This is a genomic window from Acidovorax sp. Leaf78 (assembly GCF_001422735.1).
Taxonomy (GTDB): Bacteria; Pseudomonadota; Gammaproteobacteria; order Burkholderiales; family Burkholderiaceae_C; genus Acidovorax.
This window is the reverse complement of sequence record NZ_LMLZ01000024.1, coordinates 1-20,797: the sequence shown is the minus strand read 5'-3', so window position 1 is coordinate 20,797 and position 20,797 is coordinate 1. Positions and strand designations below refer to the sequence as shown.

Below are 20,797 nucleotides of genomic sequence, written 5' to 3'. Positions count from 1 at the left end.
AACGCGCCAGAAAGCAAGCCAGTCCAAATAACGGCGCGGGGGAGCCACTCAAAGTGCCTTGCGCAAATTCGCCGGCGCGATCTTGAGCGCCTCGCGGTACTTGGCCACGGTGCGGCGTGCGCATTCGATGCCCTGCTCCTTGAGCATCTCGGCGATCTGGCTGTCCGACAGCGGCTTGGTGGGGCTCTCGGCCGCGACGAACTGCTTGATCAGCGCGCGCACGGCGGTGCTCGACGCATTGCCGCCCGTCTCGGTGCCCAGGCCCGAGCCGAAGAAGTACTTGAGCTCGTAGGTGCCGATGGGCGTGGCCATGTACTTGGCGGTGGTCACGCGGCTGATGGTGGACTCGTGCAGGCCCAGCTCGTCGGCAATGTCGCGCAGCACCAGCGGGCGCATGGCCAGCTCGCCATGCGTGAAGAAGTTCTTTTGCCGCTCCACGATGGCGCGCGAGACGCGCAGGATGGTGTCGAAGCGCTGCTGGATGTTCTTGATGAACCAGCGCGCCTCCTGCAGGCGCTGCTGCATGCCCTGGTGGCCTTCGCCGCCCTTGTGGCCGCGCAGTGCCCCGGCGTAGATGTCGTGCACGCGCAGGCGCGGCATCACGTCGGGGTTGAGCGCGACGATGAAATTGTGCTGCCCGTCGCGCCCGTTGGCGCGGCCCGCTTTGCGCACGATGACGTCGGGCACGATGATGTTGCGCTCCACGTCCACGAACTTGCGGCCCGGGCGCGGCTCCAGCCGGGCGATCAGGGCCATGGCGGCGCGGGTGCGCTCCTCGCCGTCGCCGCACAGCTGCGTCAGGCGGCGGATGTCGCGGCGCGCCAGCATCTCCAGCGGCTGTTGGCACACGCGCAGCGCGGTCTGCACGGTGTCGGGGTCGATCTCGCTGTCTTCGTCCGCGGCCAGGGCCTTGAGCTGCAGGGTCAGGCACTCGCCCAGGCCCCCCGCGCCCACGCCCACGGGCTCCAGGCTTTGCAACAGGCGCTGCGCCACCGTGAAGCGGTGCACCAGCTCTTCGATCTGCTCCAAGTCGTCGGGGCCGGCCAGGCTGATGGCCAGCTCTTCGAGCGGGTCTTCGAGGTAGCCGTCGTCGTTGAGCGACTCGATCAGGAACCGCAGCGCCGCGCGGTCCACCTCGGACAGGCGCAGCGACAGCGCCTGGCGGTGCAAAAATGCAGTGAGCGATTCGTGCGTGCGGGCCAGCTCGGTGGCGTCGGCCTCGTCGCCTTCGGCGTCGTTGCGGTTGCGGGCGGGCGCATCGCCGCCCCATTCGGTGTCGTTGGGCGCGACCTCGACGGTGCCGTCGCCGCTCCAGTCGGGCTCGTCGCTGGCGCTGCTGCCCGGCTCGGAGTCACCCAGCGGGCTGTCGGCAGCGGTGTCGCTGGACGTGCTGGTGGTGCTGGTGCCAGGGGCGTTGGAATACAGCGTGTCGTCCGCGCTGTATTCGTCGGGCTGGGCAGGAACGTCGGCCGCCTCCAGGCCGAATTCTTCGCGCGGAGCTTCTTCGGCGTTGCGCTCGAGAAACGGGTTTTCGTCGAGCATCTGCTCGACCTCCTGGCCCAGCTCCAGCGTGGACAACTGCAGCAGCCGGATGGACTGCTGCAGCTGCGGCGTGAGTGCCAGGTGCTGCGAAACGCGCAGTGACAGGCCGGGCTTCATCGGGCAGCCACCTTGCGGCCTGCAGGGCGCGCGGCGCACGCCGCCCCGCGGGGCGGCAAAAAAGAGAGGCGGGGGTCGAACGTACAGTCCATCGGTCTGCTACATGCGGAAGTGTTCGCCCAGGTACACCCGGCGCACTTCGGCGTTGTCGACGATCTCGGAAGGGGTTCCCTGCGCCAGCACCTGGCCGTCGCTGATGATGAACGCGTGGTCGCAGATGCCCAGCGTCTCGCGCACGTTGTGGTCGGTGATGAGCACGCCAATGCCGCGCGCCTTGAGGAAGCCGATGATGCGCTGGATCTCGATCACCGCGATGGGGTCGATGCCGGCGAAGGGTTCGTCCAGCAGGATGAAGCGTGGCTGCGTGGCCAGGGCGCGGGCGATCTCCACGCGGCGGCGCTCGCCCCCGGACAGGGCCATGGCGGGCGAGGCCCGCAGGTGGTCCACCCGCAGCTCCTGCAGCAGGGCGGTGAGGCGCTCTTCGATGGCCTCGCGCGGCAGCGGCTGGCCGTTGTCGCCGCGCTGCAGCTCCAGCACGGCGCGCACGTTTTCCTCGACCGACAGCTTCCGGAAGATGGAGGCCTCCTGCGGCAGGTACGACAAACCCAGGCGCGACCGGCGGTGGATGGGCATGTGGGCGACCGACTGGCCGTCGATGCGGATGTCGCCCGCATCGCTGCGCACCAGGCCCACGATCATGTAGAACGAGGTCGTCTTGCCCGCGCCGTTGGGCCCGAGCAGCCCGACGACTTCGCCCTTTTGCACGGTGAGCGACACATCCTTGACGACCTTGCGGCTGCCGTACGACTTGGCCAGGTGCTGCACCTCCAGCCGACTGCCGACCTGTGGGTCTGCAGCCGCGGGTCCGCTGGAGTGGACAGGCTGCGCGCTCACTTGGCGCCGCCGCCGAGGGTGTTGCTGGGGCGCAGCGCCGGGGCCGACGACGGCGCGGCAGGTGCAGCGGCGCCCGGTGGCGGGTCCTTGGGCGCCAGCACTGCGCGCACGCGGCTGCCAGGGGCCGGGGTGTCGCCTGCGGTGCTGGTGGACGGCTTGCGCTGGCCGTCCACGGTGAACACGTCGGTCAGGTTGTTGTAGACGATGACGGCGCCGGTGATCTCGTCGCTCAGCACCGCACCGCGGTAGCGGCGCAGCTCGGCGCGGGTGATGAAGCGCACGTTGTCGGCCTTGCCGTCGTACTCGATGACTTCGCTCTCGCCCTCGATGAACTCGTCGGGCGCACCGGGCACGGTGTCGCGCTTTTGGCGAAAGAACGCGCGCTTGCCCGCCTCGGCCGTCACCACCCCGTACTGGTAGCCCTCGGCGTCCTGTCGAACATCCAGCCGCGCACCGCGCAGGATGATCGATCCCTTGGTCATGACCACGCGGCCGGTGAACACGCTGGTTTGCTTGAGCTCATCGTGCCGCAGGGCGTCGGCCTCGATGTTCATGGGTTTGGCGCGGTCAGCCTTTTCAGCATGGGCAACGCCATGAATGCAGGCCAGGGCCGTGAGCAGGAGGGTTGGGAGGATGCTGTGTTTCATAGGGCACGAATCTTGCAGTTCATTGTAGCCACCCCAAGGCATCCGCCATGGAAAAAGACCCGCACGCTTCCACGCGCGTGGGGTCTCTGGCCCCAAGGAGTCACTTCCTCGGCGCGGGACGGCAATGAAAAAAGCCCGCATCCGCGGGCTTTTTCGTGGGGCATACCGGGCCAGGCGGCTCGGGCTCACTTCTGCTTGGTCAGGAACTCCACCACTTGCAGCACGTTCTGCATGTTGCCGGCCATGGTGCCGTCGGTGTAGTACTTGCCGGCCACGCCCATCGAGGGCACGCCTTCGACGCCGTAAGCGTCCTGCAGCTGCGAGGCGCGGCGCACCTGGTTCGACACGGTGAAGGAGCTGTAGACCTCCTTGAACTTGGCGGCGTCCACGCCCTGCTGGGTCACCCAGGCCAGGATTTCGTCATCCTTGGCGAGCTTGGCTTTCTCCACATGGATGGCACGGAACACCTTGGCGTGCAGGGCTTCGAGCTTGCCCATGCCCTCCAGCGCGTAGAACAGCTTTTGCTGCGACACGAAGCTGGCGTTGAACGCCACGGGCACGCGGCGGATGGACAAGTCCTTGGGAGCGGCTTTGACCCAGGCGTCGAGCGTGGGTTCGAACGCGTTGCAGTGCGGGCAGCTGTACCAGAAGAACTCGATCACGTCGACCTTGCCGGCGGGCGCATCGGGCGTCACGGGCTTGTCCAGCCGCTTGTAGTCCTTGCCCTCCTTGAACTGGCGGGCCTGGGCCAGCGCGGGCGTGGCGACGGGCAGCGTCAGGGCGGTGGCGGCGACTGCCGAGGCAGCGGACAAAGAAAACTCACGGCGTTTCATGACAAAGACTCTCCTAGTTCAGGTCTGGGGGATGGGAGCCGCGCCCCCGGAAAAAGTTCAGCCCGCGCAGTCTGCGGGCCCGCCGTTCAGCGCTGCACGCGCACCAGGGCCGACTCCACGCCCGTGCCGTCCAACTTTTCCTTGAGCTGCTCGGCATCGTCGCGCTTGGCAAACGGACCCACGCGCACCCGGAAGACCGGCCGGCCGTTCTGCTCGCGTTCGCTCACGCGGGCTTCCCAGCCCAGCATGGCCAGCTTGGCGCGCTGGGCGTCGGCGTCGGCCTGGGTGCGGAAGGCACCGGCCTGCACGAAGTAGTCGAACGGGTCCACATTGCCCTTCGCAGCGGCCTTGGCCACGGCCAGGTCACCCAGGGGGTCGGCGCCGGGCTTGCTCTCAGCCTTGGCGGCCTCGGGCTTGCTGGCGGCCGGCTTGGGTGCGGAGGCCGCAGCGCGCACATCGGGCGCCGGCGCTGCCGCCACGGCGGGTGCCGACGCGGGGGCAGACGCCGCAGCCACCGGGGGGCGGGCCGGGTTCTTGCCGTACAGCGGCGAGTTCGGGTCCCAGTTCTTGTTCTTTTGCGACTCGGCCGCGTCCAGGTCGACACCGCGGCCATTGCTTTTGTTCAGGAAGGGTACCGGCACCTTGGTCACGAACACGGCCACCGCCAATGCGGCGCCCAGGCCCACGATGACCCCCACGATGAAGCCGATGATCGTCCCGCCCGTCTGTTGTTTCTTCATAGTGACTGCTTACATTCTGGCTGGAGCCGATACGCCCAGCACGGCCAGGCCATTGTGCAATACCTGTGCGGTGGCCGCGACCAGCGCCAGGCGGGCCTTCTTCACGGCCTCGTCGTCGACCAGGATGCGCTCGGCATCGTAGTAGCTGTGGTAGCTGGCGGCCAGGTCGCGCAGGTAGAAGGTGACATCGTGCGGCGCCTCGCCGTCGGCGGCGGCCGTGAGCATCTCGGGGTACTTGGCCAGCTGCAGCATCAGCGCCTGGGCCTGCGGGCCCTGCAGCGCCGACAGGTCGACGCCGTGCAGCGACGCCACGTCACCGCCCCCGGACTCTTGCCAGGCCCTCAGCACCGACTGGATGCGTGCGTGGGCGTACTGCACGTAGTACACCGGGTTGTCGTTGTTCTGCGCAACGGCCAGGTCCACGTCGAATGTGTACTCGGTGTCGGGTTTGCGGGACAGCAGGAAGAAGCGCACCGCGTCCTTGCTGGTCCACTCGATCAGGTCGCGCAGCGTGACGTAGCTGCCCGCGCGCTTGCTGATCTTGACCTCTTCGCCGCCCTTGACCACGCGCACCATGGTGTGCAGCACGTAGTCGGGGTAGCCCTGCGGAATGCCCACGTCGGCCGCCTGCAGCCCGGCGCGCACGCGGGCGATGGTGCCGTGGTGGTCGGTGCCCTGGATGTTGACGACCTTGGTGAAGCCGCGCTCCCACTTGGCGATGTGGTAGGCCACGTCGGGCACGAAGTAGGTGTACGTGCCGTCCTTCTTGCGCATGACCCGGTCCTTGTCATCGCCGTAGTCCGTGCTTTTGAGCCACAGCGCACCGTCCTGCTCGTAGGTCTTGCCGTTGGCGACGAGCTTGTTCACCGTGGCGTCCACGCGGCCGCTGGTGTACAGGCTCGACTCGAGGTAGTACTCGTCGAACTTCAGGTTGAAGGCCTGCAGGTCCTTGTCCTGCTCGTTGCGCAGGTAGGCCACGGCGAACTGGCGGATGGATTCCACATCTTCCACGTCGCCGCTGGCGGTGAACTCGCGGTCGTCGGCCTTGACGGTCTTCCTGGCGAGGAAGTCATTGGCGATCTCCTGGATGTACTCGCCGTTGTAGAACCCCTTGGACGCCGGGTTCTCCGGGTCGGTGGGCCAGCATTCGTCGCCGGGCTTGAAGCCCTTGGCGCGCAGCTGGGTGCTGGTGGTCAGCGTGTGGATCTGCACGCCCGCGTCGTTGTAGTAGAACTCGCGGTGCACCTTCCAGCCCTGGGTGCCGAACAGGTTGCAGATCGCGTCGCCCAGGGCCGCCTGGCGGCCGTGGCCCACGTGCAGGGGCCCGGTGGGATTGGCCGAGACGAACTCGACCAGCACGCGCTGGCCGTTGTCCTTTTGGTAGCCAAAGCGCTCGCCGGCGGCCAGCACCTCGCGCACCACTTCCTGCTTGGCGGCGGGCTTCAAGCGGATGTTCAGAAAGCCCGGGCCGGCGATCTCGATGGCATCGACCCAGCGGGTGAAGGCCGGCGTGCCCTCCAGCGCCGCCTTGAGCTGCTCACCCAGCGCGCGCGGGTTGAGCTTGAGCGGCTTGGCCAGCTGCATGGCGGCGGTGCAGGCGAAATCGCCATGCGCGGCCACTTTGGGGGATTCGAAGGCAGCACGCCCCGCAGAGCCGGGCGACAGTTTTTCCAGCTCGCCGGCCAGGGCCGCGAGCAATTCATTTTTTGCAGTGAGCATCGGTGGATTTTACGGGGCGTCCCATGCCGGCTCCCGGCACCTTGCGGCAACGGTCACCATGTGTGCTTTTTTTGCCCCTCGCCAGAGGGCGTGCGGAACGGAGGGAGCCTGCGCAGGGAGTGATCGTCAAGACGCCGTGGCGCTGGCAGCGGCGGGGCGACATCGTTGTTCCCCAGGCGGCTGGCATACGGCGCCAGAAGGCACCAGACGGCACCAGCCAGCTCCAACACACGCTGCGCAGCCGTTCACCAAGCGGTCGCGCCGCAAAAACAACCAATGACGCAGGGGCACGGCGCATAAGCTGCCGAAGGGGTCTGTGCCGCACTGTTTCGCGTTGTAGGCCCGCACGTTCTATGGTGCAATTCCGCCGGGACCCACCTACAACGCATTCACTCCAGGAGCTTCCATGAAACAGCTGATTTCCCTGACTGCACTCGGCCTGGCCCTGACCCTGACCCTGGGCGCCAGCGTCCACGCCGCCGAAGACGCCAAGGCGCCGACCAAGCAGCAATCCAAGATGGCCACCTGCAACGCAGACGAAAAGGCCAAGACGCTCAAGGGCGACGAGCGCAAGGCGTTCATGAAGGAATGCCTGTCTGCCAACAAGCAAGAGAAGCAGCAGACCAAGATGAAGACCTGCAACGCCGACGAAAAAGCCAAGACGCTCAAGGGCGACGAACGCAAGGCCTTCATGAGCGAGTGCCTGAAGGGCTGACACGCCCCACCGGCCCGGCGCTGCCGCGCCAGCCGCCCACAAAAAAGCCCGCCCGTGACAGCCACGGGCGGGCTTTGTCGTCTGAACGCGAGCGGTCGGGCAACCGCCCCTACCAGCCCCTCGCCCAGAACACCGCAATGACCGCCACCACGGGCAGCCCGTGCGCCTGCATCATCACCAGGCGGCGCACCTTCTTCACTTCCAGCGCATCCGGCAGGGCGCCGGTGGCCCGCAGGTTGCGGCGCCAGCGCCGGAACATGGTCGACGGCCAGATCGACAGGAGGGCCAGGACCACCACGAGCGTGATCTTGATGTGGAACAGCGGCTGCGACACGTACCAGGACGCGCCTTTGACGCCCCACAGAAGGCGTGCCAGGCCACTGCCGATCATCAGCATGGCGGCCGCGCCGTAGATCGCATCCAGCCGCGCAAGGCGCTCGACGACGGCGGCGTTCATCCATTCGATGCGGCACAAGGCCGCCTGGCTCGACAAAAAGACCACAAAGGTCAGGATGGCCACCAGATGCAGGGCGGCCAGGGTGGCTTCGAGGGTCATGGGGGTTTCCTTGTCATCGCGGCCTCCGTGTGCGGCGCTGTGGGCGCGCTGCTCCACTGGGGAACCGGTTGGCGGCCATTGTGCTTGAGGAAGCCACCCGTTCACTGCGGGACACAACCGCCGAAGGCCTTCGACTCCTGCGTCGGCACCCCATGAACAACGCGCTGAACCAGCTTTGCTACGCAGTAGCCCCCACGCAAAAAGCGGTGCAGACCCGAAGGCCCGCACCGCTTTTTTAGGGGGATTGAACGGCAGTTCGCCGTGCAGATCAGGCGGGCCTCACGGCAGACGACACCACCGGGGCCACTTCTTCCACCAGGGGCACAGGCTGGGGCTCGCCGTCCAGCGCAGCGTTCAGGCGGTCATAGTCCAGCGCGTTTTCCCAGCGCGAGACCACCACCGTAGCCACGGCATTGCCGATGAAATTGGTCAGCGAGCGGCATTCGCTCATGAAACGGTCCACACCCAGGATCAGCGCCATGCCGGCCACCGGCACTTCGGGCACCACGGCCAGCGTGGCGGCCAGGGTGATGAAGCCGGCGCCCGTGACGCCCGCCGCGCCCTTGGACGACAGCATGGCCACGAGCAGGAGCGCCACCTGGTGGCCCAGCGTGAGGTGGGTGTCGGTGGCCTGCGCGATGAACAGCGCGGCCAGCGTCATGTAGATGTTGGTGCCGTCCAGGTTGAACGAGTAACCGGTGGGCACCACCAGGCCGACGACGGACTTCTTGCAGCCGGCGCGCTCCATCTTTTCCATCAGCGACGGCAGGGCCGACTCGGACGACGACGTGCCCAGCACCAGCAGCAGCTCGGCCTTGAGGTACTTGATCAGCTTGAACACCGAGAAGCCGCAGGCGCGGGCCACGGCACCCAGGATGACGATCACGAACAATAGCGAGGTGATGTAGAACGTGGCCACCAGCTCGGCCAGGTTGAGCAGCGAGCCCAGGCCGAACTTGCCGATGGTGAAGGCCATGGCCCCGAACGCGCCGATGGGGGCGGCCCGCATGACGATGTTGACCACCTTGAACACGGGCACCGTCAGCGATTCAAGAAACGCCTGCACCGGCTTGCCCGCATTGCCAGACAGCGCCAGCGCCACGCCGAAGAGCACGGCCACCAGCAGCACCTGCAGGATGTTGTCGCCCACGAAGGGGCTCACCAGCGTCTTGGGGATGATGTCCATGGCGAAGCCGGTCAGCGTCATGTCGTGGGACTTGGCCACGTAGGTGCTGACTTCCTTCTGGTCCAGGTCGGCCGGGTTGATGTGCATGCCGGCGCCCGGCTGCATCACGTTGGCCACCACCAGGCCCACCACCAGCGCCAGGGTGGAGAAGGTCAGGAAGTACGCCATGGCCTTGCCGAACACGCGGCCCACGGTGGACAGCTGCGACATGCCGGCGATGCCGGTCACGATGGTCAGAAAGATCACCGGCGCGATGATCATCTTGATCAGTTTGATGAACGCGTCGCCCAGCGGCTTGAGCGCCGCGCCGTAGGCCGGCTCGAAGTGGCCCAGCAGCACGCCCAGGATGATGGCGACCACCACCTGGAAGTACAGTTGCCGGTAAAAGGGCAGCCGCACGGGGTGGGCTGTGGGAGCGGTGATGGCTTGCATGGGGATGTCTCCTGAAATCACGGTGACTGCACCAGCGGGGTGCGTCGAGGGTGCCGTTTGTACCGCTGCCCCTCCATTCAGCCGATAACCTATTGGTATTAGTCGGTCGCACCGCCAGAGGGCGCTCCGTGCCCCAACATAGGGAAAACACCTAGTCCTCAAGCGGGCTCAGGCACACTCGCGGACCCCACCATCGAAGCCCCGGGCCTTCCTCCCGGCACCCTGTTTCTGCCCCATGACGACGCCGCGCCTTCGCAAATTCTGGACCCTGCTGATCCTGCTCGCCGGCATGGCGGGCAGCATGTTCGTGGCCGGGCAGTGGGCGTGGCAGCACTCGCTGTACGAGGAGAGCGACAACGTGCAGCGGCAACTGGCGCTGTACGGCCAGACGCTGGCCCAGCGCATCGACCGCTACCGCACCCTGCCCGAGGTGCTGGCGCTGGACGCGCAGCTGCAGGACGCACTCACCCGCACCCTGAGCCCTGCCGAGGTGGAGCAGCTCAACCTCAAGCTTGAGCAGGCCAACGGCGCGAGCCAGTCGTCCACGCTCACCCTGATCAACCGCGACGGCCTGGCCGTGGCAGCCAGCAACTGGCGCACCGCCACCAGCAACGTGGGCGTGGACTACAGCTTCAGGCCATATGTGCAGGAGGCGCTGGCGCAGGGGCGCGGCAGCTTCTACGGCATCGGGGTGACGACGGGCGAGCCCGGGTACTTTTTGTCGCAGGCCATCCGCGACGCCAGCGGCCAGTTGCTGGGGCTGGTGGCGATCAAGATCGCGCTGCAGGAGCTCGAGCGCGAGTGGCTGCAGACGCCGGACATCGTGCTGGCCTCCGACGCGCACGGCGTGGTGTTCCTGGCCAGCCAGGACGCGTGGCGCTACCGCCTGCTCGAACCCCTGGGCGACGAGGAGCGCCGCGAACTCAACGCCACGCGCCAGTACTCGAACCAGCCGCTGCGCCCGCTGGATTACCGCGTGGACGACCACATGGACAACGGCGGCCGCCTGGTGCGCATGCTGTCGTCCGACCTGCCGCCCCTGCCCGGCCGCGTGCTGTGGCAGACCCAGCCGCTGCCCGGCACGCCCTGGCAGCTGCACCTGGTGCACGAGACGCACAGCAGCATCGCCGACAGCCGCTGGGCCGCCGCGGCCGGCGGCGGCGGCTGGCTGGCGCTGGCGCTGCTGGTGCTCTTCGTGCGCCAGCGGCAGCGCCTGGCCCACCTGCGCCAGCGCAGCCGACAGGAGCTGGAGACCGTGCTGCAGCAGCACGCCCAGGAGCTGCGCACCGCCCAGGACGGCATCGTGCAGGCGGCGCAGCAGGCCGCGCAGCAGACGGACACGGGTCTGTCGCGCAGCCTGGAGCACCTGCCCCAGGGCGTGGTCATCATCGATGCCGACCTGAACCTGGTGGCCTGGAACTCGCGCTACGTGCAGCTGTTTCGCTACCCCGCCGACCTGATGCGCGTGGGCCAGCCCATCGAAGACCTGCTGCGCCACAACGCCCGCCGCGGCCTGCTGGGCCCCGGCCCGGCCGACGAGGCCATCGAGCGGCGCCTGTCGCACCTGCGCAGCGGCCTGCCCCATCTGCACGAGAGCGCCAAGGGCGATGGCACGGTGCTCGAGATCCGCGGCAACCCGCTGCCCGAGGGCGGCTTCGTGACGAGCTACGCCGACATCACCAGCTACAAGAACGCCGCGCGCGAGCTGCGGTCCCTCGCCGATGCGCTGGAGCAGCGCGTGGCCGACCGCACCCGCGACCTGGACGCCGCCCGGCGCGAGGCCGAGCGCGCCAACCGCTACAAGACCCGCTTCGTCGCGGCGGCGGTGCACGACCTGCTGCAGCCGCTGAACGCCGCGCGCATGTTCACCTCGCTGCTGCGCAGCCACCTGCACGACGACGCCGAGCGCCGCACGGTGGACAGCATCGACGGTGCGCTCGCATCGCAGGACGCGATCCTGAGCAGCCTGCTCGACATCTCGCGCATGGAGTCGGGGCAGCTGGACGTGCACATCCACGACGTGGCCCTGGGCCCGCTGCTGCAGGTGCTGGCCCACAACTTCGGCGTGCTGGCCGAGAGCCAGGGCCTGCAGCTCAGCTGCGTGCCCACGCGCGCCGTGGTGCGCACCGACGAGAACCTGCTGCGCCGCATCCTGCAGAACTTCGTCTCCAACGCCATCCGCTACAGCCGGCACGGGCGCATCGTGGTGGGCTGCCGGCGCGTGGGCCACCCCGGCGGCACCCACCTGCGCATCGAGGTGCACGACCAGGGCCCGGGCATCCCCGAGGCGCTGCAGCGCGAGATCTTCGAAGAATTTCGCCGCCTGGACGAAGGCCGCGCCGACGACCGCGGCGCAGGCCTGGGCCTGGCCATCGTCGAGCGCCTGGGCCGCCTGCTGGGCCACGAGATCGGGCTGCGCTCGCAACTGGGCCGCGGCAGCGTGTTCTGGGTCTGCGTGCCGCTGGGCGACCCCGCCGCCGCCCAGTTGCCCCCCGCCGCACTGGCCACCGTGCAGCAGCAGCCGCAGGAAGACGCCCCGCTGCAAGGCAGCACCGCCTGGGTGATCGAGGACGACGGCCCCACCTGCGCCGCCACCCGCGCCCTGCTGGAGCGCTGGGGCTGCCAGGTGCCCCTGGCTGGCGGCGCACCCGAAGCTTTGGCCTACGCAGAACGCGGGCAGGCGCCGCAGCTGGTGCTGCTGGACGTGCACCTGGGCGCAGGCCACCACGGCCCGGATGTGTACACCCAGCTGTGCGACCGCTGGGGCCAGGCCCCCGCCGTGATCCTGGTCACCGCCGAGCGCGACGCCACGCTGCGGCGGCAGGCGGCCGAGCGAGGCTGGGGCTTTCTGGCCAAGCCGGTGCGGGCACCGGCGCTGCGGGCGTTGGTGAGCCAGACCTTGCTCAGGCTGCGGGAGAAATAGCGGGGTCACAAGGCAGCGGGCTTCGGCGGGCCCGGTCTGCACGGATGCATGGCCCCGGTACCCATTCACACATTCAAATTTGATAGCTGCCAGCGCTTTCCAGGCAAGCGCCAGAGACCATTCGACCCCCCACGCAGCGCACATTCCCCAATCCGTTTTACCCCGCCCCGCCCTCGTCCGCCTCCAGGCTTTTGACCAGCACCGCCGCCTGCGTGCGGCTGTAGCACGCGAGCTTCTTCAGGATGGCCGTGACGTGCACCTTCACCGTGTTCTCCGCCAGCCCCAGTGCAGCGGCGATCTGCTTGTTGAGCAGCCCGTCCGCCAGGCACAGCAGCACCCGGAACTGCTGCGGCGTGAGCTGCGCCAGCCGTGCGGCCAGCTCGGCGTCGGCCTCCGACCGCTCGGCCGCCATGGGGGGGAACCAGCTGCCGCCGTCTAGCACGGCCTCGATGGCCTCGCCCATCGCCTCGGCCGGTGCGGACTTGGGGATGAAGCCCGCCGCGCCGAACTGCTGCGCGCGGCGGATGACGCGCGGGTGGTCGTTGGACGAGATGATCACCACCGGCAGCTCGGGGTACTCGCCGCGCACATGCAGCAGCGACGAGAAGCCGCGGGCGCCGGGCATGCTCAGGTCCAGCAGCACCAGCTCCACCTCGGGGTGCTCCTGCAGCGCGGTGCCCAGCGTGGCCGCGCTGGCCGCCTCCAGCGTGCGGAACTGCGGCAGGCGCTCGCGCAGCACGTGCAGCACGGCCGCGCGGAACAGGGGGTGGTCGTCAGCGACCAGGAGGGTGGGGTCGGACATGGAGTGCGCAGTCTGCCACGGGGCGGCCCATCAGTGCGACATGCCGCCCGGAGCGGGCCGACGAACGAGGCGCGCCCAGGCCGGCGCCACCGTGGAGCCGGCTTGGCGCCCGTAGGCACGCCGCTTCGCGTCGGAGGACGGCGTGCAGCGGTTCCGGGGGATTCATGCGCCTTTCCAGAACGCAGGTTGTGCGTACTGGTGTTTCAGGAAGTCGATCCACAGCCGCACGCGCAGCGGCAGGTGCTTGCGCTGGGGGAACACCACGTAGATGCCGTTGGGCGGCGCGGCGAAGTCCTCCAGCACCGCGACCAGGCGGCCCGCGGCGATCTCGGCCTCGACCTCCCAGGTGCTGCGCCAGGCGATGCCCCAGCCGCCCAGGCACCAGTCGTGCAGCACCTGGCCGTCGGAGCAGTCGAGCGGCCCGCCGGGCTTGAGGTGCATGACCTCGGTGCCACCATCGTCACCCAGAGGCACGCGAAACGCCCAGCCGCGCGTCTGCGAGGCGTCGCTCGACAGCGTGAGGCAGTCGTGCTGCACCAGTTCGGCCGGCGCGCGCGGGGTGCCGCGCCGCGCCAGGTATTCGGGCGTGGCCACGCACAGGCGGCGGTTGTCGGCGATGCGCACGCTCACCAGCGACGAGTCGGGCAGGTCGCCCACGCGCACGGCGCAGTCGAAACCCTCGCCAGCCAGGTCCACCACCCGGTCGCTGAGGTTCAGCGAGATGGTCACGTCCGGGTGCGCCGAGCGAAACCGCGGCACCAGCGGCGCGACGTGGCGGCGGCCAAAGCCCGCGGGCGCGGTGATGCGCAGGTGGCCCGTGGCCTTGACCCCGCCTTCGGACACGCTGGCCTCGGCATTGGCCACGTCGGACAGCAGGCGCTGGCAGTCCTCCAGAAACGCGCTGCCTTCGTGCGTGAGGCTGATGCGGCGGGTGGTGCGCACCAGGAGCTTGACGCCCAGGTGCTCTTCGAGCGCGTCGAGCCGCCGCCCCATGATGGCGGGCGCCACGCCCTCGGCCTTGGCCGCTGCCGTGAGGCTGCCGCGCGTGGCCACCGAGACAAAGGATTCGAAGGCCTTGAGTTTGTCCATGGGCGGTGATTATGGGGACAACGGGCGCGCGCCCTCCCGGGTGTCGGCAGGAGGATCTGGGCCGGAAATATGACCGAAAGAGGCCCCTGTCGCTTACCTATCCAGCGCTGGCAGCTATTATTTTTATAGTAATTGCGCGCTCTGCACCCGGGTGAACAAGCTCTCCACCTTTGCGTAAAAGTCACTGGTTTCCAGCTTTTCTGCATATTTATGTGGGCAAACATTTGCAATACAGTGTGCCCATGGCCCGCGCTGCGGGCGGCTCCGTTTTTTTTGTTCCTCCCATTTCATCCATCCTTCAAGGCTCTCCCATGACCGACCGCACCACCGTCCACGGCCTGCAAGTGGCCACCTCCCTGTACCGCTTTGTCGACGACAAGGTGCTGCCCGGCACGGGTGTCGATGCCGGCGCGTTCTGGAAGGGTTTTGACGCCATCGTGGCCGACCTGGCCCCGCGCAACATCGCCCTGCTGGCCGAGCGCGACCGCCTGCAGACCGAGCTCGACACCTGGCACAAGGCCAACCCCGGCCCCATCAAGGACATGGTGGCCTACCGCGGCTTCCTGGAAAAGATCGGCTACCTGGTGCCCCAGCCCGCCGACGTCAAGGCCACCACGGCCAACGTGGACGACGAGCTGGCCACCCAGGCCGGCCCCCAACTGGTGGTGCCCATCCTGAACGCCCGCTACGCGCTGAATGCTGCCAACGCCCGCTGGGGCAGCCTGTACGACGCGCTGTACGGCACGGACGCCATCAGTGAAGAAGGCGGTGCCGAAAAGGGCAAGGGCTACAACCCGGTGCGCGGCGCCAAGGTGATCGCGTTCGCGCGCCAGGTGCTGGACGACACGGCGCCCCTGGCCAGCGGCTCGCACAAGGATTCGACCGGCTACAAGGTCGAAGGCGGCCAGCTGGTGGTGTCTCTTGCCAACGGCTCCACGACGGGCCTGAAGGACGCATCGCAGTTCAAGGGCTACCAGGGCGATGCCGCCGCGCCCAAGTCGGTGCTGCTGCAGCACAACGGCCTGCACCTCGATATCCAGATCGACCGCGCAACGCCCATCGGCCAGACCGATGCCGCGGGCGTGAGCGACCTGGTGCTGGAAGCGGCCCTGTCCACCATCCTGGACCTGGAAGACTCCGTGGCCGCCGTGGACGCCGAGGACAAGGTGCTGGGCTACAGCAACTGGCTGGGCATCATCCAGGCCACGCTGACCGAGCAGGTCGCCAAGGGCGGCAAGACCATCACGCGCGGACTGAACCCCGACCGCGTCTATACCGGCCCGGCCGGTGGCGAAGTGCGCCTGCATGGCCGCTCGCTCATGTTCCTGCGCAACGTGGGCCACCTGATGACCAACCCGGCCATCCTGTGGACCGACGCGCAAGGCCAGGTGCGCGAGATCCCTGAAGGCATCATGGACGCGGTCGTGACCACTGCCATCGCGCTGCACGACCTGCAAGGCCATGGCGCTAACGGCATCCGCAACTCCCGCAAGGGCAGCGTTTACATCGTCAAGCCCAAGATGCACGGCCCCGCCGAAGTGGGCTTTGCGAGCGACCTGTTCGGCCGCGTGGAGCAACTGCTGGGCCTGCCTGCCAACACCGTGAAGCTGGGCATCATGGACGAGGAGCGCCGCACGTCCGTCAACCTGAAGGCCTGCATCGCCGCCGCGTCGGCCCGCGTGGCCTTCATCAATACCGGCTTCCTGGACCGCACCGGCGACGAGATGCACACCGCCATGCACGCCGGCCCCATGGTGCGCAAGGGCGACATGAAGACCAGCGCCTGGATCCAGTCGTACGAGAAGAACAACGTGCTCGTGGGCCTGTCGTGCGGACTGCGCGGCAAGGCGCAGATCGGCAAGGGCATGTGGGCCATGCCCGACCTGATGGCCGAAATGCTCAAGCAAAAGATCGCCCACCCCAAGGCCGGTGCCAACACCGCCTGGGTGCCCAGCCCGACGGGTGCCACGCTGCACGCGCTGCACTACCACCAGGTCAAGGTGAGCGACATCCAGATCGAGCTGGAAAAGACCGACGCCAACGCCGAGCGCGACAACCTGCTGACCGGCCTGCTGACCGTGCCCGTGGCCGCCGCCCCGAACTGGAGCGACGCCGAGAAGCAGCAGGAGCTGGACAACAACGCCCAGGGCATCCTGGGCTACGTGGTGCGCTGGGTGGACCAGGGCGTGGGCTGCTCCAAGGTGCCCGACATCCACAACGTGGGCCTGATGGAAGACCGCGCCACGCTGCGCATCAGCAGCCAGCACATGGCCAACTGGCTGCTGCACGGCGTGGTGACCGAAGCGCAGGTGCGCGAGACCTTCGAGCGCATGGCGGCGGTGGTGGACGGCCAGAACGCTGGCGACGCGCTGTACCAGCCGATGGCGGGCCACTTCGACACCAGCATGGCGTACAAGGCGGCTTGCGACCTGGTCTTCCAGGGCCAAGCGCAGCCCAGCGGCTACACCGAGCCCCTGCTGCACGCCTGGCGCCTGAGGCTCAAGGCCGCGCAGGCCTGATGAATGGGCGGGCGTGACGGCCTCCCCGAGGCAGCTGCCCCCTCTGCAGGCTGGCTGACCTGGGAAGGCTGTACTGATCGGTACTGATCTGTGCTGATCCGATGCGTGCAATCGGCTGCTGACACACCGCAGCCCAGATGCTATCAAAAACATAGCTTCTAGCGCTTGTCCATCAAGCGGTAGCAGCTATTTTTTCTTATACCCATCGCAGTGCGAGCGCGCACAGGGCACGCGGCGGGGTTGGCAGGCAGCGAGAACGGGTCATGCGCGCCGCCCGCTGCGCCCGCGCCAGATCCGGTCAGCGGGATAACCCGCGGCGGGCACACAGCGGGCACCGGCCGTACACTGGCCCGCGGGCGCCGCCCCACAGGCGGCCCACCTGCGCTGCCATGCCCCACCCCTCGGACCCCGACACCTCTCAATGCCCCTTGTGCGGCCAGCCCAACGGCTGCGCCATCGCGGCGGGGCGCGCGCCCGAGAGTTGCTGGTGCATGGCCCAGACCATCGACCGTGCAGCGTTGGCCCGTTTGCCGGCCGATCAACGCGAGCGGGCCTGCATCTGCCCTGCCTGCGGCGCACCCGCAGCGGCCGATAGCGTGGCAGCGCCGGGTGTACCGCCCAGCCCGCCGATATGATTTGGCGCTTGCCGCTGCTCAGCGTTGAACAGCAGTTCTTCTTTTTAATGCCTACAAGGAATCAGATATGCCGACGTACCACGTTGAAATGATGGAAGGCCGCACGGTCGAACAAAAGCGCAAGCTGGTGGAGGAGATCACCCGCGTCTCCGTCGAGGTGCTGGGCGGCTCGCCCGAATCGGTGGACATCCTGATCACCGACATCAAGCGCGAGAACTGGGCCACGGGCGGCAAGCTCTGGTCCGAGCGGACCTGACATGGCGCCATCCGGCTGCGTTGGCAGCTGGGTCGCACCCGTGACGGGACGGGCGGCATCGCCGCACCACCCGGGGCGGGTGCAGCCTGACGGTGCGGTGCCCCGCCAGCGCATCCGCGTGCCCTGGCCGGCCTGCACGCACCGTCACCCGGGCCGGGCACCGGCCACCAGTGCCTGCGGTGATGGCCGCCCGCGCGACACCACAGGCGCGGTGACCACATCACCGGCCCGCTCCTAGCGTTCACCACGCCGTCCGCCCATCCGCCGTCGCGCCGCCGGCCTCATTGCACCGAACAGCCCATGAACAACTCCCAGACCTCCGGTTCCCTGGCCGTACTGCGTGAACGCTACGGAGAGCGCTACCGCTGGCTGGTGCTGCTGTCCGTCATGGTGGGCACGATGGCATCGATCATGTCGTCCACCATCGTGAACGTGGCCATCCCGGACATGAGCCACTACTTCACGCTGGGCCAGGAGCGGGCGCAGTGGGTGACCTCGGGGTTCATGGTCGCCACCACCGTCTCCATGCTCACCACGCCGTGGCTGCTGTCGCGCTATGGCTACCGCGCCACGTATGTGGGCGCGATGCTGCTGCTGCTGGCCGGCGGCATCGGCGGGGGCCTGGCGCGCGACTTCGGGCTGGTGCTGGTCGCCCGTGTGGCCGAGGGGCTGGCGGCAGGCGTGGTGCAGCCCATCCCGGCCGTCATCATCCTGTACGCCTTCAAGCCGCACGAGCAGGGCCGCGCGAGCGGCATCTTCGGCATGGGCGTGGTGCTGGCCCCCGCCATCGGGCCCAGCATCGGCGGGCTGCTGGTGGACTGGTTCGGCTGGCGCTCCATCTTCTTCATGGTGGTGCCGCTGTGCTTGGCCTCCATAGCGCTGGCGTACAAGTTCGTGCCTGTCACCGCACCGGGCGGGGTCGAGGCGAACCGGCAGGGCCAGGCGCTGGACTGGCGCGGCCTGCTGCTGGGCACCATGGGTACGCTGTGCCTGCTCAACGGGCTGGTGTCGCTGCACGGTGGCTCTGCCGCCGAGGCTGGCGCGCTGCTGGCGGCCGCCGCGGTGTCGGTCGGGCTGTTTATCGCCTGGCAACGCCGCCAACTGCAGCAGGGTCGCAAGCCGTTGATGGACCTGCGCTTGTTTCAATACCGCCAGTTCGCCATGGGCAGCGTGGTGGCGTTCATCTACGGGACCGCGCTTTTCGGCTCGACCTATCTGTTGCCTGTGTTCATGCAACTGGGCCTTGAGCTGTCGGCCTCGCATGTCGGCACCCTGATGCTGCCCGCAGGCTTTGTACTGGCCGCCACCATTGCCGTGGTGGGCCGCCTTGCCGACCGGCAGCCCACCAACCTGCTGGTGAGCATCGGCCTGGCGCTGTTGGCCCTGTCGTTCGGGCTGATGGTGTTCGTGGGCCTGGGGGTGTCGCTGTGGATCCTAGTGGCGCTGGCCATTCTGGGGCGGATCGGCCTGGGGTTCATCCTGCCGTCGCTGAATCTGGGCTCTATGCGACCCCTGGACAAGTCACTGATTTCGCAAGGCTCCAGCACCATCGGATTCCTGCGCATGCTGGGCGGCGCTGCAGGCGTGAGCCTGTGCGGCATCGTGCTGGAATGGCGCCTGGGTGCCCATGGCGCGGCACTGGCTGCAGGCGCCAGCAACCCGGCACGCATCTCAGCGTTCGGTGAGACATTTTTGATGCTGACGGTGTTGTGCGGTCTGGCGTTGGTGGCGGCCTGGCAATTGAAGGAAGTACCGGCGAGGTCGGACTCGGCAGGTCCAGTCTGAGCGGGTTCGCTGTCGCAGGTGGCTGCCGGCTGCTCTGCTACCGGCAAAGGGGGGCGGGGAAAGAGGAACGGGCACTTCGCAACAATTCCATGTTGTCGCGAGGCGCTGGCAGTGCATCGATCCTCCCCTGAGCAACACCGCGGGTAGTTTGTGCTTCTGAACGGTGTAAGTACCGCCCAGCGTGGACATCTCGGCGCTATAAATGGGGTAGCGCGCCCGGCCGGCATCGCTGCGGCTGGGAGTCGCAGGCTACCTCTGCCGCTCGCCCACACTTTTTAGAACATTGCCGAAATGGAAACCATGTCATGTGCCAATTGCTCGGCATGAACTGCAACGTCCCGACGGACGTGACCTTCAGCTTCACCGGATTCGCACAGCGCGGCGGCAAAACCGACCACCACAGCGACGGCTGGGGTATCGCGTTTTTCGAAGACAAGGGCCTTCGGCACTTTGTCGATCACCTGCCCGCCGTGGACTCTCCGGTGGCAGAGCTGATCCGGCGCTACCCCATCAAAAGCCGCAACGTCATCGCCCACATCCGCAAGGCTACGCAGGGCGTGGTCAGCCTGCAGAACTGCCACCCTTTTGTGCGCGAGTTGTGGGGCCGCTACTGGGTGTTTGCCCACAACGGTGATCTCAAGGATTTTCGACCACGCCTGCACTCGCACTTTCGCCCCGTGGGAGATACCGACAGCGAACACGCGTTCTGCTGGATCATGCAGGAACTGGCCAAGTCACACGCCAGTGTTCCGTCTGTGCGGGAACTGACGCTCACGTTGAAAGAGCTGGCGGCGCATGTCAGCCCGCACGGCACGTTCAACTTTCTGCTGTCCAACGGCCAGGCGCTGTGGAGCCACGCGTCGACCAGCCTGTACTACATTGAGCGCCGGCACCCGTTCGGGGAGGCCCAGCTCAGTGACGAGGATGTCCGGCTGGATTTCTCGCGGGAGACGGACGCGAAGGATGAAGTGGCGGTGATCGTGACGAGTCCGCTGACGACGAACGAAGAATGGACAGCCTTCAGCAAGGGTGAGCTGCTGGTCTTCGAGCAAGGTAGAAGGCTGTCGATCTAGTCTTGGGCCAGAGGTGTACCGGGCAGTAGCCACAGGTTAGGAGAGCAAAGTGGCTTGGCGGCTCACAGTAGCTTGGTGGCGAAACCGACCAACAACTGACGGGGACATTGACCGGTTCCAAGCAATTCCCACCTTCGCAACGCCCAAAGCAAAAAACCCCAGTCATTGCTGACTGGGGTTTTCTGGGCTGTAAGAGCCTGACGATGACCTACTTTCACACGGGAACCCGCACTATCATCGGCGCAAAGTCGTTTCACTGTCCTGTTCGGGATGGGAAGGAGTACTATCATCGGCGCAAAGTCGTTTCACTGTCCTGTTCGGGATGGGAAGGAGT

The 20,797-nt window shown here is 67.6% G+C and carries 17 protein-coding genes; 7 read left to right on the top strand and 10 right to left on the bottom strand.

All coding sequences use genetic code 11. From position 1 onward, the window contains the following. Window positions 1–48: 48 nt before the first annotated feature. From ASF16_RS22200 to argS, 6 genes are all read right to left on the bottom strand, one after another. Complete coding sequence (locus ASF16_RS22200; RefSeq protein WP_056172338.1) at window positions 49–1,659, bottom strand: RNA polymerase factor sigma-54; 1,611 nt, start codon at window positions 1,657–1,659, stop codon at window positions 49–51. A gap of 99 nt (window positions 1,660–1,758) precedes the next feature. Beyond that, on the bottom strand, window positions 1,759–2,553 hold the full coding sequence (gene lptB / locus ASF16_RS22195; protein WP_056172335.1) for an LPS export ABC transporter ATP-binding protein: 795 nt from the start codon (window positions 2,551–2,553) through the stop codon (window positions 1,759–1,761). Next, window positions 2,550–3,200 carry a lipopolysaccharide transport periplasmic protein LptA gene (gene lptA / locus ASF16_RS22190; protein ID WP_056172330.1) on the bottom strand — a complete coding sequence of 217 codons (651 nt, stop codon included), beginning with the start codon at window positions 3,198–3,200 and terminating at the stop codon, window positions 2,550–2,552. The genes lptB and lptA overlap by 4 nt, the downstream gene beginning before the upstream one ends. A gap of 185 nt (window positions 3,201–3,385) precedes the next feature. Continuing rightward, complete coding sequence (locus ASF16_RS22185; RefSeq protein WP_056172326.1) at window positions 3,386–4,033, bottom strand: thiol:disulfide interchange protein DsbA/DsbL; 648 nt, start codon at window positions 4,031–4,033, stop codon at window positions 3,386–3,388. Window positions 4,034–4,119: 86 nt separating this feature from the next. Further along, the gene (locus tag ASF16_RS22180) at window positions 4,120–4,773 is read right to left on the bottom strand and encodes an SPOR domain-containing protein (protein WP_056172323.1); all 654 of its coding nucleotides are present in this window, start codon (window positions 4,771–4,773) and stop codon (window positions 4,120–4,122) included. 9 nt (window positions 4,774–4,782) lie between these two features. Beyond that, window positions 4,783–6,492, bottom strand: a complete 1,710-nt coding sequence (argS, locus tag ASF16_RS22175; RefSeq protein WP_056172320.1) for an arginine--tRNA ligase — start codon at window positions 6,490–6,492, stop codon at window positions 4,783–4,785. A 406-nt stretch (window positions 6,493–6,898) separates the two neighbouring features. Here argS and ASF16_RS22170 point away from each other — a divergent pair, with 406 nt between their 5' ends. Next, window positions 6,899–7,207, top strand: coding sequence for a PsiF family protein (locus tag ASF16_RS22170; RefSeq protein WP_056172317.1), 309 nt, complete (start codon window positions 6,899–6,901; stop codon window positions 7,205–7,207). Between the two features lie 109 nt (window positions 7,208–7,316). Here ASF16_RS22170 and ASF16_RS22165 read toward each other — a convergent pair whose 3' ends face one another. Next, a complete protein-coding gene (locus ASF16_RS22165) occupies window positions 7,317–7,763 on the bottom strand; it encodes a DUF2214 family protein (protein ID WP_056172990.1) in 447 nt (148 codons plus the stop codon). 268 nt (window positions 7,764–8,031) lie between these two features. Further along, window positions 8,032–9,381 (bottom strand): dicarboxylate/amino acid:cation symporter, encoded by a 1,350-nt coding sequence (locus ASF16_RS22160; protein ID WP_056172315.1) that lies wholly within the window; start codon window positions 9,379–9,381, stop codon window positions 8,032–8,034. Between the two features lie 235 nt (window positions 9,382–9,616). On the opposite strand from ASF16_RS22160, the gene ASF16_RS22155 reads away from it, so the two are divergent. Continuing rightward, entirely contained in the window at window positions 9,617–12,304 is a 2,688-nt protein-coding gene (locus ASF16_RS22155; RefSeq protein ID WP_056172312.1) for a PAS-domain containing protein, read from the top strand. Between the two features lie 157 nt (window positions 12,305–12,461). Here the strand turns inward: ASF16_RS22155 and ASF16_RS22150 are convergent, their stop codons facing one another. Both ASF16_RS22150 and ASF16_RS22145 read right to left on the bottom strand, forming a co-directional pair. Then, a complete protein-coding gene (locus tag ASF16_RS22150; protein WP_056172308.1) occupies window positions 12,462–13,106 on the bottom strand; it encodes a response regulator transcription factor in 645 nt (214 codons plus the stop codon). A gap of 162 nt (window positions 13,107–13,268) precedes the next feature. Next, a complete protein-coding gene (locus ASF16_RS22145; protein ID WP_056172305.1) occupies window positions 13,269–14,195 on the bottom strand; it encodes a LysR family transcriptional regulator in 927 nt (308 codons plus the stop codon). A gap of 311 nt (window positions 14,196–14,506) precedes the next feature. Here ASF16_RS22145 and ASF16_RS22140 point away from each other — a divergent pair, with 311 nt between their 5' ends. The 5 genes from ASF16_RS22140 to ASF16_RS22125 all read left to right on the top strand — a co-directional run bounded on the left by ASF16_RS22140 (window position 14,507) and on the right by ASF16_RS22125 (window position 20,463). Beyond that, entirely contained in the window at window positions 14,507–16,714 is a 2,208-nt protein-coding gene (locus ASF16_RS22140) for a malate synthase G (protein WP_056172302.1), read from the top strand. A gap of 389 nt (window positions 16,715–17,103) precedes the next feature. Further along, window positions 17,104–17,349, top strand: coding sequence for a cysteine-rich CWC family protein (locus tag ASF16_RS25730; protein ID WP_082517103.1), 246 nt, complete (start codon window positions 17,104–17,106; stop codon window positions 17,347–17,349). A 67-nt stretch (window positions 17,350–17,416) separates the two neighbouring features. Next, entirely contained in the window at window positions 17,417–17,605 is a 189-nt protein-coding gene (locus tag ASF16_RS22135) for a 4-oxalocrotonate tautomerase (RefSeq protein WP_007850839.1), read from the top strand. 300 nt (window positions 17,606–17,905) lie between these two features. Next, window positions 17,906–19,390, top strand: coding sequence for an MFS transporter (locus ASF16_RS22130; RefSeq protein ID WP_056172300.1), 1,485 nt, complete (start codon window positions 17,906–17,908; stop codon window positions 19,388–19,390). A 305-nt stretch (window positions 19,391–19,695) separates the two neighbouring features. Continuing rightward, window positions 19,696–20,463, top strand: coding sequence for a class II glutamine amidotransferase (locus tag ASF16_RS22125; protein WP_056172299.1), 768 nt, complete (start codon window positions 19,696–19,698; stop codon window positions 20,461–20,463). Window positions 20,464–20,797 lie beyond the last annotated feature (334 nt).

Bases quoted from the DNA above. Each gene is read 5' to 3' on its own strand.
- ASF16_RS22200 (WP_056172338.1), bottom strand. From the start codon at position 1,659: ATGAAGCCCGGCCTGTCACTGCGCGTTTCGCAGCACCTGGCACTCACG.
- lptA (WP_056172330.1), bottom strand. From the start codon at position 3,200: ATGAAACACAGCATCCTCCCAACCCTCCTGCTCACGGCCCTGGCCTGC.
- ASF16_RS22185 (WP_056172326.1), bottom strand. From the start codon at position 4,033: ATGAAACGCCGTGAGTTTTCTTTGTCCGCTGCCTCGGCAGTCGCCGCC.
- ASF16_RS22180 (WP_056172323.1), bottom strand. From the start codon at position 4,773: ATGAAGAAACAACAGACGGGCGGGACGATCATCGGCTTCATCGTGGGG.
- argS (WP_056172320.1), bottom strand. From the start codon at position 6,492: ATGCTCACTGCAAAAAATGAATTGCTCGCGGCCCTGGCCGGCGAGCTG.
- ASF16_RS22170 (WP_056172317.1), top strand. From the start codon at position 6,899: ATGAAACAGCTGATTTCCCTGACTGCACTCGGCCTGGCCCTGACCCTG.
- ASF16_RS22165 (WP_056172990.1), bottom strand. From the start codon at position 7,763: ATGACCCTCGAAGCCACCCTGGCCGCCCTGCATCTGGTGGCCATCCTG.
- ASF16_RS22160 (WP_056172315.1), bottom strand. From the start codon at position 9,381: ATGCAAGCCATCACCGCTCCCACAGCCCACCCCGTGCGGCTGCCCTTT.
- ASF16_RS22155 (WP_056172312.1), top strand. From the start codon at position 9,617: ATGACGACGCCGCGCCTTCGCAAATTCTGGACCCTGCTGATCCTGCTC.
- ASF16_RS22150 (WP_056172308.1), bottom strand. From the start codon at position 13,106: ATGTCCGACCCCACCCTCCTGGTCGCTGACGACCACCCCCTGTTCCGC.
- ASF16_RS22145 (WP_056172305.1), bottom strand. From the start codon at position 14,195: ATGGACAAACTCAAGGCCTTCGAATCCTTTGTCTCGGTGGCCACGCGC.
- ASF16_RS22140 (WP_056172302.1), top strand. From the start codon at position 14,507: ATGACCGACCGCACCACCGTCCACGGCCTGCAAGTGGCCACCTCCCTG.
- ASF16_RS25730 (WP_082517103.1), top strand. From the start codon at position 17,104: ATGCCCCACCCCTCGGACCCCGACACCTCTCAATGCCCCTTGTGCGGC.
- ASF16_RS22135 (WP_007850839.1), top strand. From the start codon at position 17,417: ATGCCGACGTACCACGTTGAAATGATGGAAGGCCGCACGGTCGAACAA.
- ASF16_RS22130 (WP_056172300.1), top strand. From the start codon at position 17,906: ATGAACAACTCCCAGACCTCCGGTTCCCTGGCCGTACTGCGTGAACGC.
- ASF16_RS22125 (WP_056172299.1), top strand. From the start codon at position 19,696: ATGTGCCAATTGCTCGGCATGAACTGCAACGTCCCGACGGACGTGACC.